This is a genomic window from Streptomyces fildesensis, from assembly GCF_016107395.1.
GTDB lineage: Bacteria > Actinomycetota > Actinomycetes > Streptomycetales > Streptomycetaceae > Actinacidiphila > Actinacidiphila fildesensis.
In genome coordinates this window covers 46,064-64,391 of the sequence record NZ_JAAIKO010000042.1, presented here as the reverse complement: position 1 = coordinate 64,391, position 18,328 = coordinate 46,064, and the positions used below count along the sequence as shown (strand labels likewise).

The following is an 18,328-nucleotide window of genomic DNA, read 5'->3' as shown; positions in this document are numbered from 1 at the left end:
TGCGAATGGTGCGGACTCACCCAAGTCGTCCTGCCGCGGCCTGCACGATCCTCCGGAATCGATCGTGATCAGTACTTCCCGGGCGCGTACAGCCGGGTGCCGACAACTGCGGAGAGATCCGCAGCGATACGCACCTCAACCGCGCGGAGTTGAGGATGCGTCAGCCAATGGATGCGGGGATGGTCCGGCGCTCCATTGAAATGCGGCGGCCAGGAAGTGGCCGGAGTGAAGTCGTCGATCACCACCGTCCCGCCGGGAACGAGCAGGTCTCCTGGATCAGCGACACCGTTGCCCCATTCCGAGCCCCACAGGGTCACGCTGTGCGGCGGATCGGCCGTGGGCCGGTACCGCCCGGACGGTGTTCTCGACCTGCACGTGGCGCTCGTCACCGGGCCGCGAGCGGTCGACAAGGGCTTCGTGCTGCAACCGCCGACTGACTGACCACGTGCGGAAAGTGCGGTCTTGCCAAGATTCGCGCGATTTACGGCCGACAAGTCTTTGCCATGGCGAGGACTTGCCGCCATCGGGCCTTCACGTCGTCGATACCGGCCGATAGACCCATGGCATGTCCTCCCTCTCGCAACATTCCGCCTTCCGCCGCAGGCGCTGGCAGCTGATCGCGGCCGTCACCGCGGTGCCGCTGCTGGCGTCGGGGCTCGCGGTAATGCAAGCGCCCGCACAGGCCGCTCCGAGCAAGCCCACCGTTCCCGCCAAGCCCTCGGCGACCCACAAGGTCACCCTGGTCACTGGCGACATCGTCACGGTCACCACGATGGCCGACGGCAAGCAGACCGCCGACGTCGACCGGCCGGACAGCGCCGTCGGCGGCGTAAAGATCCAGGAAATCAAGGGCGACCTGTTCGTCATTCCGGACGAGGTGGTGCCGCTGTTGGGCATGGACAAGCTGGACCGGCGGCTGTTCAACGTCACCGACCTGATCGAGATGGGCTACGACGACGCGAAGTCGGCCGCGGTGCCCCTGATCGCGACCTACACCCAGCCGAAGTCTCGCTCGGCCGTTGAGCCGACAGCCCCCCGCGGCAGCAAGCTGACCCGCAAGCTCAAGGGCATCCACGGCGCCGCCCTCAGCACCGAGAAGCGGCAGGCCCGCACCTTCTGGACCACCGTCGCGCCGCAGGGCAGCGCGACGTTGGGCGCGGGTGTGGCGAAGCTGTGGCTCGACGGCCGCGTGAAGGTCAACCTGAAGGAGAGCGTGCCGCTGATCGGCGCGCCCGAGGCCTGGGCGGCCGGGTACACCGGCAAGGGCGTCAAGGTCGCACTGCTCGACACCGGCATCGACGTCAACCACCCCGACTTCGCCGGTCTGATCGACGGTACGGTCAGCTTTGTGCCGGGTGAGGCCGTCACCGACGTCAACGGGCACGGCACACATGTGGCCAGCACGATCGTCGGTTCGGGCGCCGCCTCGGGAGGCGACTACAAGGGCGTTGCCCCGGGTGCCGACCTGTTCGTCGGGAAGGTGCTCGGCGGCGCGGAGGGCTCCGGCCAGGACTCCTGGGTCATGGCCGGCATGCAGTGGGCCGCCGAGTTCGGTGCGGACGTCGTCAACATGAGCCTCGGCGACTCCTACCCGACGGACGGCAGCGACCCGATGTCGCAGGAGGTCGACGCGCTGTCCGCGCAGTACGGCACTCTGTTCGTCATCGCCGCCGGCAACGCGGGCCCGGAGAGCATCTCCTCCCCGGGCGCGGCCGCCTCGGCGCTGACCGTGGCCGCCACGGACAAGCAGGACCAGCTCGCGTCCTTCTCCAGCACCGGCCCGCTGGCCAACTCCGGCGGCATGAAGCCGGACATCGCGGCGCCCGGCGTGGACATCACCGCGGCCCGCTCGCAGGACATGACCGACGGTGGTGCGGGCCTTTACCGCACCCTCAGCGGCACCTCGATGGCCACCCCGCACGTGGTCGGCGCGGCGGCGATCCTGGCCCAGCAGCACCCGGACTGGACCGGCGCGCAGCTCAAGGAACACCTGATGAGCACCGCGAAGGGCCTGGACGGCGGGTACTCGCCGTACGAGGTCGGCACCGGCCGTGTCGACGTGGCCGCCGCCGTGCGAACCACGGTCCGCGGCACCGGATCGCTCTTCTTCGGCAACTACACATGGCCGCACGAGCCGAGCGACGTCGCCGTCACGAAGGACCTGACCTTCACCAACGCCGGTTCCACCGAGGTCACGCTGAACCTGGCGCTGACCAATGACGGCGGCCCGTTCGCGCTGGGAGCGACCAAGGTGACCGTCCCGGCGGGCGGTACTGCCGCCGTCCCGGTGACCGGTGACCCGCAAGCCGCCTCGGCAGGCCGGCACGTCGGATACGTGACAGGTACCGATGCGACCACCGGGAAGCCGGTGACCCGCACGTCCGTGGCACTGCTCAAGGAGGAGGAGCGCTACGACCTGAACATCAAGCTGGTCGGCCGGGACGGCAAGCCCGCCGCCGGCTGGGTCGGAATCAACCTGGCCGGCGACTTCTGGCCGTGGACGGTCTACGTCGACGGCTCGACCACCATGCGCATGGCACCCGGCCTGTACACCGTCGCGGGTTACGTCGACGTGGCGGGCGAGAAGGCGGACCGCTCGGGTCTGGCCGTGCTGGTCGCCCCGGAGACCGTGCTCAAGGACCGCTCCGCGAACGTGGTTCTGGACGCGAGCAGGGCACGCCTGCTGCAGACCGAGGCGCCGCAGCGCACCGAGGACCGCCAGCGCAAGGTCGACTTCAACGTCCACTACAAGGGACTCGACCCGTTCATGGACTACCGCAGCGCGTACGTGCTGCCGCCGACGTACGACGACGTCTACGTCGCGCCGACGAAGCCGATGACGCAGGGCGAGTTCATGCTGACCACCCGCTGGCGCAAAGGCGAGCCGCGACTCAGCCTGAGCACGCTGGGTGGCCGGCTCAGCTTCGAGGCACTGGTGCAGGCGGGCAGCGCCCTGGGCACCGCCACGGACAGGCTGGACGCCGTTTACGCGGGCAACGGCGCGGCGGCCGCCTACGGGAAGGTGAGGGCCAAGGGCAAGGTCGTCGTCATCAACCGCAGCGACGAGGTCACGCCGCAGGAACGCACCCAGGCCGCGGTCGCGGCCGGTGCGAAGGCGCTGATCGTGGTCAACGACGGTGTCGGTGCCCTGATGGAGTACGTCGGTGAGTCGACCATCCCGGTCGCCACCGTGCACCGCGACGCGGGCAAGTCCCTTGTCCCGATGGCCAAGGCCGGCATCTTGAAGCTGACCGCACAGCAGACCCAGTACACGCCGTTCGTCTACGACCTGACCCGGGACTACCCCGGCCAGGTGCCGGACCGGGCCCTGGTCTACAAGCCGACCAAGAGTGACCTCGCCCGGATCGATGCCCGCTACTACTCGGCCACGGACGGCGGAGTGGCGGAAGGCTACAGGTCCGACTTCACACTGAGCCCGTCGTTCAACCTCCCCGAGCTCGAGTGGCACCCAGGCACCCGCACCGAATGGGTGACCCCGGGCCAGGTCTGGAGAGAGTTCCACACTCAGGGCGTCGACGGAGCCCTGCCCTGGTCGATGGTGTCGGGCGACAACACGTATGCCAAGGGCAGCACCACCCGTCTGAACTGGTTCGCTCCGGCGACCCGGCCCGGCCCGGGCGAGTCCTTCGGTGTGTACAACTCCCGTTGCCAGAACTACATGACCTGGAACGTGCAGGCGTGGGCCTCCGCCAGCGACAACATGCGGCTGGGGGGCTACCTGCCGTGGGGTGAGACACCGTCCCACCTGCAGGTCTTCCAGGGCAACACGCTGATCCACGACAACCCGAACAGCGGAGACATGCAGTGGGTGGAGGTGCCGGCGGGCAACCTCCCCTTTCGCGCCGTCCTCGACGCGGAGCGGCCTGGTGACGTCTTCCGGCTGTCGACGCGCACACACTCCGAGTGGACCTTCATGTCCGACACGGTCGACTCGGACTTCTTCGAGCGATTCTCGGTGCTGAACCTGAACTACCAGCTGGCGTCGGACCTGCACGGCGACGTCAGGGCCGACGCGACCCAGCAGATCGCGCTCAAGCCGGTGTCGATGGACCTCGGCACCGTGCCGGGCACCGTCACCAAGGTGACGCTGGACGTCTCGTACGACGACGGAGCCACCTGGCAGAAGGTGACACTGACCAAGGTCGCCGGCGGCTACTGGAAGGGTTCGTTCAGGACGGCGAAGAAGCCCGGCGGCTTCATCTCGGTCCGCGCGAGCGCTGGGACGGACAGCGGTTTCAGCGTCAAGAACGAGATCATCCGGGCGTACGGCCTGCGATGAGTCGTACTGTCGGGCCCCGGGGAGGCGACTCCCCGGGGCCCTTCCCGTCACACCTGCTCCCAGCAGGGACTATTCACGGCTTGCCACCATGGCGCATACTCTCCCCGCTGCTGCAAGGGAAAGCGAGTCGGTCGCCGATGCTGGATGTTCTGGGCCTCGAACCCGATGACGAGCGCGTCTACCGAGCCCTGCTCGGGCGGCCGGACTCCACCGCGACGCTGCTGTCGGATCTGCTCGTCGTATCGCGGGCCCACGTCGACAAGGCTTTGTCCCGCCTGGTCGAGTGGGGACTGGTGATCGGGTCGGCGGATGAGCGGTTCACCACCGCGCCGCCGGCCATGGCGCTCGGCGCTCTCATCAGCCAGCGCCGAGACGGGTTGCGCGTGGCCGAGCAGGCACTGGTGACCTTCGCCGAGGAACACCGGGCGGCGATGACCGGGAGCAGCATCAACGATCTGATCGAGGTCGTCACGGGCGTCGACGCCATCCGGCATCGGTTCCTACAGGTGCAGCAGGCAGCTCGCACACAGGTCCGCACCTTCATCACCGCACCGTTCGTGGCCGTACCGCCGGACGAGAACACCGCCGAACCGGTGGCCATCCGCCGCGGCGTGCACTTCCGGGCGGTGCTGGACCGGGCGGTGCTGGCGGAGCCGGGCATCATCACCGATGCGATCGATTCACTGCACAACGGTGTGCAACTGCGGGTCGCCGACCAGCTGCCGATGAAACTCGTGCTGGCCGACACCGACCTCGGCCTTGTCCCGCTCGCGGTCACACCGGCCGGAGAGCCCGGCGCGGTGCTGCTGCACCGCAGCGGCCTGTTGGATGCCCTGGACGCGCTGTTCGAGACGGTATGGCGCACCGCCCACCCGCTCCAGCTGTCGGGCACCGGAGAATCCGAAACCACCATCGAGCACGCTGCGGACGGCCCGACCGACCTCGACCGAAGGATCCTCGCGCTACTGCTGGCCGGCCTGACCGACCCGACGGCCGCGACACAGCTTGGTCTGTCACCGCGCACGCTGCACCGACGGCTGCGCCACCTCATGGACATAGCCGGAGTACGGACCCGGATGCAACTTGGCGGTCACGCCATCCAACACGGCTGGGTAGAGACACACTGAGGGTCCCGCGGCATCGGCAATCTCCCCGCCGCCGACCCGCGAGCGGTGCCCTGCCGTCGCGGTGCGCGGTTCGGTGTCGGTCACCGGTGTTCTCCCGGTGGGGTCGTGGGCATGGGCTCGGGTGGGTGACCGCAGTGGAGGCGGCCGGGGAGTGGGCGGGCGACGAGGCCCTGGCCGGGAAGGTCCAGATAGTCGCAGTCGGTGTCGGACACGACCAGACGCGGTTGCTTGCCGGTGAGGTGGGAGATGACGAAGACGGCGCTGGCCCTGGTGATGTCGCGGGTGTGACCGAGCGGCAGCAGGGACCGGGTCTCCGCTATGGCTTCGTTCTCGCCTGCCCGCAGTACGACGCGGATGCCGGGCGCGGCGCCATGAGCGGCGACGGCGACCGCGACGTTGTCGCGCTCGTCGGATCCCATCGCGGCCAGGGCGCGGGCACGGCGCAGTCCGAGGCGCTGCAGGACACTGCGGTCCTCGGCGTGGGCCAGAACGACGGGTATGCCCAGGGAGCGGGCCAGGCGCAGATTGGCCGCGGTGGGGTTGCGTTCGATGCCGACGACGGGGATACCCAGTTGCAGCAGGGTGTGGCACAGGCGGATGCCGACCTGCCCCAGGCCGACCACCAGGACGTGACCGGAGCGCGGTACGGCCCGCGGGCCGAGGATGCCGACGTGCCGGGAGCCGCTCATGCGGTTGACGAGGCCGGCGGTGAGCAGGGCGGTGAGGCCGACGGTGGTGAGCATCATCGCGGTGGAGACCATCTGGTAGGCGGTGTGACCGCGGTGGTCAGGGGCAGGGCCGACACCGGCGATGACGCGTGCGGCCGCGGCAAGGGCGTACGCGGCGGGTTCGTGGAAGCCGATGGTCGACCAGGCCCAGTCCAGTCCGAGGACGGTGGCGATGCCGGCCAGGCCACCGAGGAGCAGGCGGGCATCGGTGTCGTGAGGGCGTAGTTGTCCGCTCAGGCGCCCGACAAGAGCCTGGCGCCGGGCGGCTGAGCTGTCCCGCCAGGGCGTGCGGACGACAGTGGCGTGTTGCCGGCGTACCGCGGTGGTGGTGCGGCGGTCGGTTCGGAGCAGGGCGAGGGTCGCGGGGTCCGCGCACAGTCCTGCCAAGGTCGGCGCGAGGAGTTCGGCGGGGGACAGTACGGTGCACCGGTGCAGGAGGGTCCGCAGCTGCTCGGCGATGGTGCGGTCGAATACGCAGACCACGAGCGGCACGTCGGGGTGCACGTGGCGGACCGCGAGGGCGTAGCGCAGAGCGGATACGTCATCGTGGACGAGGACGGCGACACCTGGCGGCCCGTCGGCGGTGGCTTGCGCGAGTTCATGGTCGTCCGGTTCGGGAAGGTGGCGTGTGCGGTGCCGGCCCAGTGCCGCGCAGACCCGCCTGGCCAGGCTGGTTGCGCCGATGACGACGAATGTGGCTCCACCCGGGCCGAGGGGTGATGCGCTGCTGCTCGGATACGCCTTCGCGGGCACTGACGTGCCGCAGTCGTCGGACTGATAGGGCTCGCAGTGCTCGCAGCGCCATGCCGCGCAGCCGGAGCAGCGGTGCAGTGCCTGCCCGCAGTGGCATCGCGGGGCGGCGGGGGCGGATGCATCCATTGGCTGATCCCCTATGTGCGGCACGTGGGTTGGTTGCGGTACGGGGTGGGCGGGGTGCGGGGCCGGTTGACGGGATGTGAGTACCGGCCCCGCGGTTTGCGGTGTGCCGCGGTTGTCAGCGGTTGCTGTGACCGTCGGCGCTCACCGCGGTCTTCAGCACCGGCCGCTGCCGGACCCGCCGAGGCGGAAGGAGGTGGCCTTGGCCTTGCCGTAGGTGTAGAGCTGGGGGCTGCTGGCGCTCACGGTGAAACGAGGCTTGTCCGCGGCCTTGTACAGGCGGTAGTCGGATATCCATGAGGCGCGGGGGGAGGCGCCAGGTCGTCCGTTGCCCATGTCGGTACAGGAGGGGACGTCGGCGGTGTTGGCGGCGACTTCGCCGAAGGCGGTGACGACCTGGGCCCGGGAGTAGGTGCCCTTCCACAAGGAGCCGGGGAAGTATCCGACGTCGTGGTGGTCGTAGGAGATCCACCAGTCGCCGCCGATGTTGCGGATCGCGAAGTCGGCAGCATGGCCGGGGCGCAGGGCCATCCCGGCGGTGAACTTGGTGGACACGGGGACGAAGCCACAGCCGTTGTAACAGGACGTCTGGCCGTCGACCCAGTGGTAGACGAACAGGTGCGGTTTGCTGTCGCCGTTGAGCTGGGGGTCGACGGTCCAGCCGACCTCGACGGTGGAGACCCGGTTGGTGTCCTGCAGGGCGAGCTCCTGAAGGGAATGTTCGCCGATCTGTGTGGGGTTGACCTCAGGATCTGAGATCTCCATCCGGACCGCGGCGCCGGCGGTGTCGGTGGTCTGGCGGCCGTAGACGTAGTCGTAGCAGGCGCCGAACCAGCAGGTGGGGCCGGTCGGGGTGGTCGCGTCGGCGGCAGGCGGGACAGTCGGGGCACTGGAGGTGGCGGTGGCGGGTGTCGTTTCGGTGGCGTGTGCCGGCGACCCGGGCAGCACGGCGAGGGCGGCGGCAGCGGCGAGGCCGACCGCGAAGGAGGTGCGTATGTGCATGGTGGCTCCAAGGAGTGGATGTGGGTTTTGGCTGTTCGGTGAGGGCGGGAGGCGGTGGCGGGCGTGGTCGACGCACGCCACCTGGGGGTTTCGGCTTGTGGCCGCGTCGTGTCAGGTCGTCCGGCCGGCGCGCAGAAGTCCGGACGGCCCTGACACGAACGTGGTACGGGTGCGGCTGCGGAAGGGGGTGGGGGAGGACCGTCCGCAGCCGCACCCGGGCATGGGACGCGCCGGTCAGCAGGCTCCAGGGCCGCCGAGGGTGAAGGAAGTGGCGGTGGCGTGACCGGAGTTGTAGTAACTGGGGTCAGTCGCGGAGACGGAGAAGTGCGGGGCCGAGTTGGCTCCGTAGAGCTGGTAGCCGGCGATGGAGGAGGCGCCGGAGCCGCTGCCGTACTGGCCGTTGGCCATGTCGTCGCAGCTGGTCTGCCCGGAGTCGGCCACCTCTCCGAAGGCGCTGACGTTCTGCGCGGCAGTGAACCGTCCGCCCCACAAGGAGCCGGGGAAGTACCCGAAGGGCTGGTTGTCGTAGTACACGTACCAGTTGCCGCTGTAGTTGATGATGCTGAAGTTGGCCGAAGTGCCGGAGCGGACGGTCATGCCGGCCCTGATGCTGCTGGAAGTGGGCACGAAGCCGCAGCCGTTGTAGCAGGACGTCTGGTTGTTCACCCAGTGGTAGACGAACAGGTGAGGCTGGTAGTCGCCGTTGGTGACCGGGTCGACCATCCAGCCGATCTCGACGACGGCGCTGCGGTCGTCGGTGCGCAGGGCCAATTCCTGCAGCGAGTGGCCGGCGGTGACCTGGGGGGTGGCCTGGGTCATGGTGACGGAGGCGCCGGTGGCGCTGACCTCCTGCTGGCCCGAGACGTAGCTGAAGCACGAGCCGTACCAGCAGGTGGAAGCATTCGCGCTCTGGGCGGGGAGCAGGAGTGCCATTGCCAGCACCAGTGCCACACCGAGCGCGGTGAGTATCTTTCTCCGAGACATCGTCCGACCTTTCTGTGGGGGGCTGCCCGGGGCCTGATGTCCCGGGAGATGGGGGGGAGTGGGTGGCCGGACCCGGTGTCAGCCGTCGCCTCGGGCGGCGGTGAGCAGCATGTCCAGCACGACGGTGCCGCTTGCGGCCAGACCGTCGTGCTCGTGGTCGCCCGTGACGACGGTGCGGGTGCTGCCGATGGCTGCCGCGGTGCGCAGCGAATCGCCCGCGTCGACGTACAGGTCGTCCTGGTAGACGACTGCGCAGGTGGGCACCTGATTGGCGGCCAGCAGCGCCTTGTCGTACAGCGGTGTCCACGACGTGTCCTCGGCCAGCAGTTGGGCCGTGTCGCGCAGCGGCCGCAGCGCGGGGTCGATGCGGAAGTGCCAGGGGTGGATGGTTTCGCCGGTGAACAGCAGCCGGGCGTGCGGGTCTTCGAGAGCGGCGCCGGCGTCGAACTGCGGGAACTCCGCGCGGACGCGTTCGGCCGCCCACGCGGTCGGCTGTCCGTCCTGGGCGTAGGCGGCCTCGTGCAGCACCGCGTACAGCGGTCGGGTCGCGAAGGACAGCAGGGACTGCACCTGGTGCTGGAAGGCGTCGGACAGTTCGGGGCCCCGGGTTCCGGACAGGAAGGCGCCTTCGAGGAGGTAGTGCAGGCGGGCCGCGCCGTCGATGGTTCCCAGCAGGATGCCCAGACTCTGGAATGCCTCGGCGGTCAGCAGCAGGCCGCCGGGCAGCACGACCTCGTGCTCCCTGAGGTGCCGGGCGATGCTACGGGCCCGTTCCTCGTCCTCGGGATAGCGGGCGTAGTAAGCGACGTTCTTGCGTTCCATGCGGGGGTAGGCCGCGCGATAGACGGTTTCGGCATCCGAGTCCAGCCCGGGCAGGCCGCCGACGATGAACGCCTCACGCAGTCCTTCGGGCGCCAGGCAGAGATAGGTGACCGCACAGAATCCGCCGAAGCTCTGCCCGAGCACGCTCCACGGCCTTCCGCCGGTCAGTTGGCGGCGGATCATCTCGGCGTCGCGGACGATGGAGTCGGCCCGGAAGAAGGGCAGATGCTCCGCCTGGTGACGGGCAGTGCCGCGCAGCGGGAGGGTCTGCCGGTTCAGGGGAGCGGAGCGTCCGGTACCGCGCTGGTCCATCAGGAGCACGCGGTAGTCGCGGGCGGCGCGGGCGAGCCAGCCGCCGGCCGTCTGGGTGTCCAGCGGCCGCGGGGCGGCGCAGCCGGGGCCGCCTTCGAGGTAGAGCAGCCAAGGCCGCCCATCCGAGTCGGCCCCCGGGGCGGTGACTTCGCGGGCGAAGACCTCGATGTGCTCGCCGTCGGGACGGTGGTGATCCAGTGGCACCGTGAAGACGTGCTCGGTCAGCCGAAGCCCGGCCTGCCGGTAGGCGGGCGGCTGCTCGGTCGTGGGTTTCTCGGCGGGCGGTCGGTGCGCGGTCATCGAAGCCTCATGGATATCGGGGGCAGGCGGCTGGGTCAGGCGGTGGTGCGGAAGCGGGGGACCGCGGCGAGAAGGCTGCGCGTGTACGGGTGCTGGGGAGTCTCGAAGATCTCCTCGCGGGTGCCGGTCTCGACGATCCGGCCGGCTCGCATGACGGCGATGCGGTCGCAGAAGTGCCGCACGACGGCCAGGTCGTGGGAGACGAACAGGTAGGAGATGCCGAGTTCGTCACGGAGATCGGACAGCAGGTTGAGCACCTGGGCCTGCACCGAGACGTCCAGGGCGGACACCGGTTCGTCGGCGATCAGGAGTTCCGGCCCCAGGGCCAGCGCGCGGGCGATGCCGATGCGCTGGCGCTGCCCGCCGGAGAATTCGTGCGGATAGCGATCCAGGTGCAGGCGTTCGAGTCCGACCTGTTCCAGCAGTTCGGCGGCCCGCTCGCGGCGTGCGTCGGCATCCAGGCCGGTGTGGACGCGCAGCGGTGCTGTGATGATCTGCGCGACGCTGCGCCGGGGGTTGAGGGAGGCGTAGGGGTCCTGGAAAATGATCTGGACGCGCTGGGCAAGCTCCGTGCGGACCGGTCCTGAGGCCGCCGTCACATCGGTGCCGCGGAACGCGACCGTGCCGGCGGTGGGCCGTATCAGGCCCATGACGACCTGCGCGGTGGTGCTCTTTCCACAGCCCGACTCGCCGACCAGGCCGAAGCTTTCGCCGGCGCCGATGGTGAAGCTCACGTCGTGCACGGCGTACGACCGGGGTGTCCTGTGCCACCGCAGCAGCGAACGAGGGGCGTAGTCGACGGTCAGTTCCTGGACGGACAGGATGTCGGCCCCGGTTGCGGCGGGCGCGGCAGCCCGGTTGCTGAGTGACACCGGTGTGGGGGCCGGCGGGGCAGGTGGCGTGGTCGCGGCGGACACCGTCGCCAGCCGAATGCCGGGCGGGGTGTCCATGGTGGGCACGGCGGCCACCAGCGCGCGGGTGTAGGGGTGCTGGGGGGCGGCCAGGAGCGCGTCGGTGGGACCTTCCTCGACCTTCTCGCCCCGGTACATCACCAGTGTGCGGTCCGTGGTCTCCGCGACCACGCCGAAGTCGTGGGTGATGAGGACCAGGGACAGGGACAGGTCGCGTCGCAGGTCGTTGAGGAGCGCCAGCACCTGTGCCTGGAGGGTGACGTCCAAGGCGGTGGTGGGCTCATCGGCGATGACGATCTCGGGCTCGTTCATCAGGGCCATGGCGATGCAGACGCGTTGACGCATGCCGCCGGAGAACTGGTGCGGGTACTGGCGGGATCTGCGGTCGGGCTCGGGGATGCCGACCCGGTCGAGCATGTCCACGGCTCGGGTCCTGGTCCGGGTCCGGCCGGCCCGCGGGTGGTGGAGCCGGTACATCTCCTCCAGTTGGGCACCGACGCGGTGGAAGGGACTGAGGGCGGCCAGCGCGTCCTGGAAGATCATGGCGATGCGGTTTCCGCGCACGTGGCGCATCACCGTCTCGGGCGCGTCGACCAGTTCCTCCCCGGCCAGTAGCGCACTGCCCGAAATGTGGGTGGTCGCCCGGGGCTGCAGTCCCATGAGGGCGAGCAGCGCCGCGGTCTTGCCCGAACCCGACTCTCCGACGATGCCCAGGGCCTCGCCGCGCTGAAGGTCGAAGGACAGATCCCGCACTGCGTGCACTCGGTTGCCGCGCGCCGCGAAGGTGACGTCCAGGCCGCGGACACGCAGTGCGGGTGGCGCCGCGACGGCCGGCGGAGCCTGAAGCGATGGCAGAGACATGGCGAACTCCCTGGTGGGCGCACGGAAGGAAGCGGAACGGCGGCGGGCATGGGCTGGGGCGGTGGGACGGCCCGGCTGGGAATCACGACAGGCGGATACGCGGGTCGAGCAGCGCGATCAGGCAGTCGGTGAGGGCGACGAAGACCACCACGAACAGCGCGGCGAGCAGTACCGTGCCGACGACGGTCGGCAGGTCGTTCTGGGTGATGGCGGTCAGGGCGAGCTTGCCGACTCCGTTGAGGCCGAAGACCGTCTCGGCGATCACCGACCCGCCCAGCAGCCAGCCGATCTCCAGGCCGATGAGCTGGACCAGCGGTGCCGCGCTGCCACGCGCGGTGTACTTCAGATGGGCCTGCCACCAGCCCATCCCCTTGCTGCGGGCGGTGCGGATGTACTCCTCGCCCATCGTGTCGAGCATCTGGGTGCGGGCGAGGCGGGCGTAGACCGCGGCACTGACCCAGCCAAGCATCAGCCAGGGAACCAGCATCCCGCGGAACCAGCCGGCGGGATCGTGCCAGGGCGAGGTGTAGCCGGGCTGCGGCAGCAGATGCGCCTGGTAGACCAGGTAGTACTGGACGGCGTAGCCGATGAAGATGAGCTGGACGCTGGCGCCGACCAAGGTGAAGGTGTTCAGAGCCCGGTCCAGCCAACTGCGCGGGAAGAGCGCCGAAAGGAACCCGGTGCCGCCACCGATGACGGCGAGCACGAGGACCGCGCCGAGCGTGAGGGACAGCGTGACCGGGAACGCCTGGCCGATCGCGGTCACCACGGGCTCGTGCAGGAAGTAGGAGTACCCCAGGCACGGTGCCGGGCAGGCCACCGGGGTGCCGTTGATGTCCTGCAGGGTGCGGCCGGCGACCAGCCCGCTGAGGTAGTGCCAGTACTGCGCCGGCACCGCCTGGTCCAGGCCCATTCCGTGCCGGATCGAGGCCACGGCGGCGGCGTCGCACTTGGCGCCGCAGGCGCTGCGTGCGGCGTCCTGCGGGCCGGCGTAGAACAGCGCGAACGTCACGGCACTGATGGCCACGAGGACCGCGAGGACTTGGGCGGTGCGCCGCACTGCGAAGGCGAGCATCTGTCGACTCCGTTCAGGCCACGTGGGCGCCGTTGAGGGGATTGCCGTTCGCCGCCCGGGGCAGCCGCAGGTTCACCCCGTGGATCTGGTAGCCCTGCGAGTACAGGTAGGGGATGACCGGGACGCCGGCCATGATCTTCTTCTCCAGGGCGATGTACGCGGCGGCCTTGGCGGAGGAATCGCTCAGGGCCGCGATGCGGTCGAACTCCGCGGTGTCGGCGGAGCTGTCGAACCGGGAGGAGTCGTACCAGGGGCCCTGCCGGGCGTCGAAGACGTTGGGCAGTACCGTCGACGGGGAGGGCCAGTCCGCTCCCCAGCCGGTCAGGAACATGTCGTACGGTGCGCCCTTGGCACCGATGGTGTCGTAGTACGTCGTCGCGTCGAGCGGTTTGGCCACGACATGGATACCGATCTTGGCGTAGGCCGAGGCCAGCACCTGCACCTGCTGCTGTCCGGCCCCGTCCCCGCTGCGGTAGGCATACACCAAGGTGCTGAGTTTCTGCGCCGAGCGGGCCAGGTACTTCTGGGCGGTGGCCACGTCACCGCGCGCCGGAGCGTGGAAGGTGTCGTAGTCGCGGTAGCCCAGCAGATCAGGGGTGGTGACGGTGGTGCCGTACTGACCTGCGAACGCACCGCCCTGCAGCTGCCTGAGCTGCTCCTTGGGGAAGGCGTACAGCAGGGCCGTGCGCAGATTCACGTCGGTGATGCGGGCTGTGTTGATGGCGAACCAGTAGCCGAAGATCCCCTGCGGCTGGTAGGCGATCGACCCACGGTCCGCGCGGTTGTTGACCGTGTCGTTCAGAGAGGGTGCGATGGCGTTGCTGAGGCTCATGGTGGTGGGGCCGTTGCCGGCGGTGGACAGCATCTGCTGGTCGATGTTGACCAGTTCCTTGCCGAAACCGAACTCGTAGGCGTCGGCGTACTGGTAGCGGATCGGGTCGGTGTCGGCCTTCCAGTGCGGGTTGGGGACGAGCTTCATCGACACGTTCTGGGTGTGCGCGGCGATCTGGTAGGGCCCGCAGGAGTACGGACTGAGGTCGTAGGCGCTGCCGGTGTCCTTGTCCTTGCGGACCGGGCTGGCGGTTCCCAGCGCGGCGGCGAACGGCACGTCGGACTGCGGCTTGGGGAAGTGGAACACGATGGTGGATGCGTCCGGGGTGACGATGGCGGGCATGTCCCCCGTGGCGGGCCCGGCGTACTTCTTCTGGGCGTCGGTGATCGTGCTGGTGCCGGTCAGCCACTCCTGCCAGTACACCGGGCCGTTCTCGAAACCCTTCTGGAAGGAGCGCTCGATGCCGTACCTGACCTGCTGGGCGGTGACGGCTCGGCCGTCCTGCCAGGTCGCACCGGACTTGAGGTGGAACGTCCAGGTCCTGCCCTCGTCCGATGCCTCACCGGTGTTCGTGGCCAGGTCACCGACCAGGACCCGCTGCCCGTTGATCACGGTATAGCCGGTGAGCTGCCGGTCCACCATGTTCAGTACGTCATAGCCCTGGGAGACGTACACCTTCTGTGGGTCGAGGTGGTCGTAGTCGGCGGTGTCCAACACGGTGACGGTCCCGCCCCGTCCCGCACCGGAGATGACCGGCGCCGGGCCATGGCTCTCGGCCTCGGTACCCATCCGCACCGCACTCTGGCCGGCTTTGATGGCGGGCGCTTTGCCGTGCTGGGTACCGGTGTTGCCGCCGGCGGAGCTGCAGGCCGAGAGCACGGCGAGGGAGGTGGAAGCGGCGATCGCTGCGCACAGGGCGCGGGACATGGTTCTCATCGCGGGAGTTCCTTGGAGGGTTCGGTTCACGCGGACTTGGGGTCGAGTGCGTCACGGACGCTGTCGCCGAGCAGGTTGAAGGCCAGAACGAAGATCAACATTGCTCCGCCGGGGAAGAGCATGTAGGTGGGGTCGGAGTAGAAGACCTGCCCGGCGTGGCCGATCATTCGGCCCCAGTCCGGGACGGGCTCGTTGATGCCCTGTCCCAGGAAGGACAGGGCCGCCTCGAAAGCGACGTAGGCGGGGACCGCGACGGTGATGTGCACGATCACCGGGCCCCACAGGTTGGGCAGCAGTTCGGTGAGCACGATCCGACGCCGGCTCATCCCCAGCGCCCGCGCGGCCTTGACGAACTCCCGTTCACGCAGGGACCGCACCACCGACCGCAGCACCATCGCCTGGGTGATCCACCCGAACAGCGACAGCACCAGGATCACTGAGGTGAACTGCATCCAGGCCGGCTCGTTCTGGTCCGGTGCGACCAGCCGGGAATTGATCACCGGGGTGAGGGCGATCAGCAGCAGCAGTGAGGGGAAGGCGAGCATCACGTTCGCGACGAACTCGAAGCCCTTCTCCACCACCCCGCCCAGATAGCCCACCGCGATACCGACCACCGCGCCGATGAGGCTGGTGATCAGCACGCAGGACACCGCGATCAGCAGTGAAGTGCGGATGCCGTACAGCAGTTGGGTGAACACGTCCCGCCCGAGCCCGGGTTCCAGGCCGAACCAGAAGCGAGCGCCGATCCCGCCGTTGGCGCCCGCGGGGTACCCGCTGTCGGTGAGCAGGCCGGCATCGTCCTGCCCGTAGTGCTCGGCGGGACTCTTGCCGTAGACCCACGCGATCACCGGGGCCAGCGCCCCGATCACGACCACGCCGAGGACCACACCCAGGCACACCATCCCGACGCGGTCCCTGCGGAACCGGGCCCAGGCCAGCCGGGCCGGGGACTGCCCCGGCCGCTCGTCGGCGTTGTCGGTCCCGTCAGGCGGAGCCGTCGCCGCCCGGGGTATTACGGCTTGCTGCGGATCGGACATGACGCCTCAATCACCAGGGTCAACACGGAAACTGCATGTAAGTGAGCGGATAATCTCACTTACATGTGGAGTTAAGTTAGGGCTCGTGGTCGGGGTCCGCAAGGCCTACCGACGGGTTGCTCGGCCTCGGTTGGGTCACGACGGTCCGGCCGGGCGCCGGAGCGATCCCGTGCCCGATGCGGCCACGGGGGAGGACTCGGGCGCGGCCGGGCCGGACCGGGAGGAGACGGAGTGTGCCCTCGGCCCGCTGGTCCAGTGGGTCCCGCTACCATGCAAATAGCCGTATTAATGGAGATATGTTCCCGGTCGCTGGGGACGCTCCGCGCACGCCAAGGGCTCCGGGGCAGTCACATCGCGTTCATGCGACCGAGAGCCGGTCGGCTCGTGGACGGCTCAAGCAGGTGCCCGTGCCGGGGGGCGTGATAGGACTTGTGCCGAGGGCGTCCGCCCGCGCGAAGCCAGGAAGGTGCGCATGCCCATCGGTGGTACGGACGACGGCGCGCCCGGCGACGCCAAGGGGATCGGGGAACGCGTTCAGTCCCTGCGGACCGGCCTGCGGCTCACTCAGCGCCAGTTGGCCGAACCCAAATACACTCCGGCGTACGTTTCCACCGTCGAAGCCGGAAAAGTCAGGGCGTCCGAGACAGCGCTGCGTTACTTCGCCGGCAAACTCGGGACCACTTATGAGCAGTTGGCGACCGGGGTCCCGGCCGAACTGCGGGCCGAACTGCGGGAGGGCCTCGCGCAGGCGAGCGGTCTGATGGACAGCGGCTCCAGCACGGATGCCGAATCGCTGCTGATCGGCCTCATCGAGCAGGCGCAAGCGCACCAACTCCACGACCTTGAATCACAGCTGCGGGTCTCACTCGGGCATTGCATGTTGCGGCGCGGCGCGCTGGCAGAGGGGCGCTCACAGTTCGAGCGGGCCGAAAGCCTGATGGCGGACGAGCCGCTTCCCTCGCGGGTCCGCGCGGTGCGCGGCCTGGCCACCGCCCACCAGTTGGAAGGCGACGTGCGCTACGCCTGCTACCTGCTGGAGAAGACCATCAACGAACTGAACGCCGAGGGCCTGCCGGACCCCGAGGCGTTGCTTCTGCTGTACGTCACCGTCATCACCCCGTACATGGACCTCGGGGCCTACGAGCGCGCCGCCAAGGCCGCCGGCCTTGCCCTCGACCTCGCTCCCCAGGTGAAAGACCCTGTCGCGATTGCCGGCCTCCACCGGTCCGTCGCCCGAACCCTGGCCGCCCAGGGACGCTACGAGGACGCGGAGAACTACCTGGTGAAAGCCCAGGAGCTCTACCAGCGGCGCGAAATCCGCTCGGAACTGGCGCTGTGCCACTGGATGCACGGCTATCTGCACACCCAGCACGGCCGCCTGGCCGAAGCGGAAGACGAACTGCGCACGGCGCGCGAGATGCTACGGGAGACCGGAGGAACGTTCTACGCCGTGCAGGTCGAGGTCGAACTCGCCGATGTCCGCCGCCGCCGCGGCCACGACACCGACGCCGAGCAACTCCTGCTCGACCTCCTCAAGGGGCTCGGACCAGGCCGGGGTGCCGTGCACGCGGCTGCCGCCCACCGGCTGCTCGGGCTGATCCACGAAGAACGAGGCGACACCGGGGGGGCCGAGCAGCAATACCTGGCCGCCATCCCCCTGCAGGAAGAAGCCGACGTCATCGGCGACCTGGCCGACACCTGCCGCCTCCTCGGAGATCTGCTCAACCGGCAGGGCCGCACCCAGGAAGCCATTGCCGTCTACCGCCGCGGCCTGACCCGTCTCGCCCGCCCGGGCACCGTGACCCTCGGTCCGGTTCCCGCCTTCCCGCCTCTGCGGACCCTCGGTGCCGACTCGATGTAAGCGGAGGCTCGTCCAGCGCATCGCCGACGCCTTCGCACTCACATCAACGACCTGCGCCACTCGGCGTCACCACCGAATGTGAGACAGAGCCGTTAAATTGACACACCCGTACGCCCTGCTGTGAGGGCCGCAGATGCGGGAGGGCAGGCGCTGCCACGCGCCTTGCTCGGCGGAGTGCCGGCGGTCGCGCGGCGCACTCCGCACGGAGCGCTGTGCGACGCGTCCGGCCAGGCCCGCCGACGGACTCCTGGCGCGCTGGTGCGCGGCGACCGGGGTGGTGAGGGGCTGCGCGAGCTCTCCTCTGTGCGTGCCCAATCTGATGAAATGAGCTTATTGAGGGCGTTAGGGGCAGGCGCTTCCGGGC

The 18,328-nt window shown here is 69.3% G+C and carries 12 protein-coding genes; 3 read left to right on the top strand and 9 right to left on the bottom strand.

Features of this window, described 5'->3' with window-relative positions; translation table 11 throughout:
* Positions 1–68: 68 nt before the first annotated feature.
* Positions 69–317, bottom strand: a complete 249-nt coding sequence (locus tag C6N31_RS34585) for a hypothetical protein (protein WP_198358997.1) — start codon at positions 315–317, stop codon at positions 69–71.
* A 248-nt stretch (positions 318–565) separates the two neighbouring features.
* Between C6N31_RS34585 and C6N31_RS34580 the strand changes: the two genes are divergently transcribed.
* Together C6N31_RS34580 and C6N31_RS34575 are read left to right on the top strand one after the other, a co-directional pair.
* Complete coding sequence (locus tag C6N31_RS34580) at positions 566–4,300, top strand: S8 family serine peptidase (RefSeq protein ID WP_198358996.1); 3,735 nt, start codon at positions 566–568, stop codon at positions 4,298–4,300.
* Between the two features lie 137 nt (positions 4,301–4,437).
* Positions 4,438–5,427 carry a helix-turn-helix domain-containing protein gene (locus C6N31_RS34575; RefSeq protein ID WP_198358995.1) on the top strand — a complete coding sequence of 330 codons (990 nt, stop codon included), beginning with the start codon at positions 4,438–4,440 and terminating at the stop codon, positions 5,425–5,427.
* Positions 5,428–5,507: 80 nt separating this feature from the next.
* Here the strand turns inward: C6N31_RS34575 and C6N31_RS34570 are convergent, their stop codons facing one another.
* The 8 genes from C6N31_RS34570 to C6N31_RS34535 form a co-directional block, all read right to left on the bottom strand.
* Positions 5,508–7,034, bottom strand: coding sequence for an NAD-binding protein (locus C6N31_RS34570; protein WP_198358994.1), 1,527 nt, complete (start codon positions 7,032–7,034; stop codon positions 5,508–5,510).
* Positions 7,035–7,187: 153 nt separating this feature from the next.
* Positions 7,188–8,033 carry a neprosin family prolyl endopeptidase gene (locus C6N31_RS34565; protein ID WP_198358993.1) on the bottom strand — a complete coding sequence of 282 codons (846 nt, stop codon included), beginning with the start codon at positions 8,031–8,033 and terminating at the stop codon, positions 7,188–7,190.
* Between the two features lie 234 nt (positions 8,034–8,267).
* Positions 8,268–9,017: a neprosin family prolyl endopeptidase gene (locus C6N31_RS34560; RefSeq protein WP_198358992.1), complete on the bottom strand. Its 750-nt coding sequence runs from the start codon at positions 9,015–9,017 to the stop codon at positions 8,268–8,270.
* Positions 9,018–9,095: 78 nt separating this feature from the next.
* The gene (locus C6N31_RS34555; RefSeq protein ID WP_198358991.1) at positions 9,096–10,451 is read right to left on the bottom strand and encodes an alpha/beta fold hydrolase; all 1,356 of its coding nucleotides are present in this window, start codon (positions 10,449–10,451) and stop codon (positions 9,096–9,098) included.
* A gap of 35 nt (positions 10,452–10,486) precedes the next feature.
* On the bottom strand, positions 10,487–12,223 hold the full coding sequence (locus C6N31_RS34550) for a dipeptide ABC transporter ATP-binding protein (protein ID WP_138352744.1): 1,737 nt from the start codon (positions 12,221–12,223) through the stop codon (positions 10,487–10,489).
* Positions 12,224–12,305: 82 nt separating this feature from the next.
* Positions 12,306–13,298, bottom strand: coding sequence for an ABC transporter permease (locus tag C6N31_RS34545; RefSeq protein WP_138352745.1), 993 nt, complete (start codon positions 13,296–13,298; stop codon positions 12,306–12,308).
* Between the two features lie 13 nt (positions 13,299–13,311).
* Entirely contained in the window at positions 13,312–15,066 is a 1,755-nt protein-coding gene (locus C6N31_RS34540) for an ABC transporter substrate-binding protein (protein ID WP_138352746.1), read from the bottom strand.
* Positions 15,067–15,092: 26 nt separating this feature from the next.
* A complete protein-coding gene (locus C6N31_RS34535; RefSeq protein WP_138352747.1) occupies positions 15,093–16,103 on the bottom strand; it encodes an ABC transporter permease in 1,011 nt (336 codons plus the stop codon).
* Positions 16,104–16,575: 472 nt separating this feature from the next.
* Here C6N31_RS34535 and C6N31_RS34530 point away from each other — a divergent pair, with 472 nt between their 5' ends.
* The gene (locus C6N31_RS34530; RefSeq protein WP_138352748.1) at positions 16,576–17,964 is read left to right on the top strand and encodes a helix-turn-helix domain-containing protein; all 1,389 of its coding nucleotides are present in this window, start codon (positions 16,576–16,578) and stop codon (positions 17,962–17,964) included.
* Positions 17,965–18,328: the final 364 nt, after the last annotated feature.

Excerpts from the sequence above, each read along its gene's own strand:
- C6N31_RS34580 (WP_198358996.1), top strand. The coding sequence starts at position 566 with ATGTCCTCCCTCTCGCAACATTCCGCCTTCCGCCGCAGGCGCTGGCAG.
- C6N31_RS34575 (WP_198358995.1), top strand. The coding sequence starts at position 4,438 with ATGCTGGATGTTCTGGGCCTCGAACCCGATGACGAGCGCGTCTACCGA.
- C6N31_RS34570 (WP_198358994.1), bottom strand. The coding sequence starts at position 7,034 with ATGGATGCATCCGCCCCCGCCGCCCCGCGATGCCACTGCGGGCAGGCA.
- C6N31_RS34565 (WP_198358993.1), bottom strand. The coding sequence starts at position 8,033 with ATGCACATACGCACCTCCTTCGCGGTCGGCCTCGCCGCTGCCGCCGCC.
- C6N31_RS34560 (WP_198358992.1), bottom strand. The coding sequence starts at position 9,017 with ATGTCTCGGAGAAAGATACTCACCGCGCTCGGTGTGGCACTGGTGCTG.
- C6N31_RS34555 (WP_198358991.1), bottom strand. The coding sequence starts at position 10,451 with ATGACCGCGCACCGACCGCCCGCCGAGAAACCCACGACCGAGCAGCCG.
- C6N31_RS34550 (WP_138352744.1), bottom strand. The coding sequence starts at position 12,223 with ATGTCTCTGCCATCGCTTCAGGCTCCGCCGGCCGTCGCGGCGCCACCC.
- C6N31_RS34545 (WP_138352745.1), bottom strand. The coding sequence starts at position 13,298 with ATGCTCGCCTTCGCAGTGCGGCGCACCGCCCAAGTCCTCGCGGTCCTC.
- C6N31_RS34540 (WP_138352746.1), bottom strand. The coding sequence starts at position 15,066 with ATGAGAACCATGTCCCGCGCCCTGTGCGCAGCGATCGCCGCTTCCACC.
- C6N31_RS34535 (WP_138352747.1), bottom strand. The coding sequence starts at position 16,103 with ATGTCCGATCCGCAGCAAGCCGTAATACCCCGGGCGGCGACGGCTCCG.
- C6N31_RS34530 (WP_138352748.1), top strand. The coding sequence starts at position 16,576 with ATGCCCATCGGTGGTACGGACGACGGCGCGCCCGGCGACGCCAAGGGG.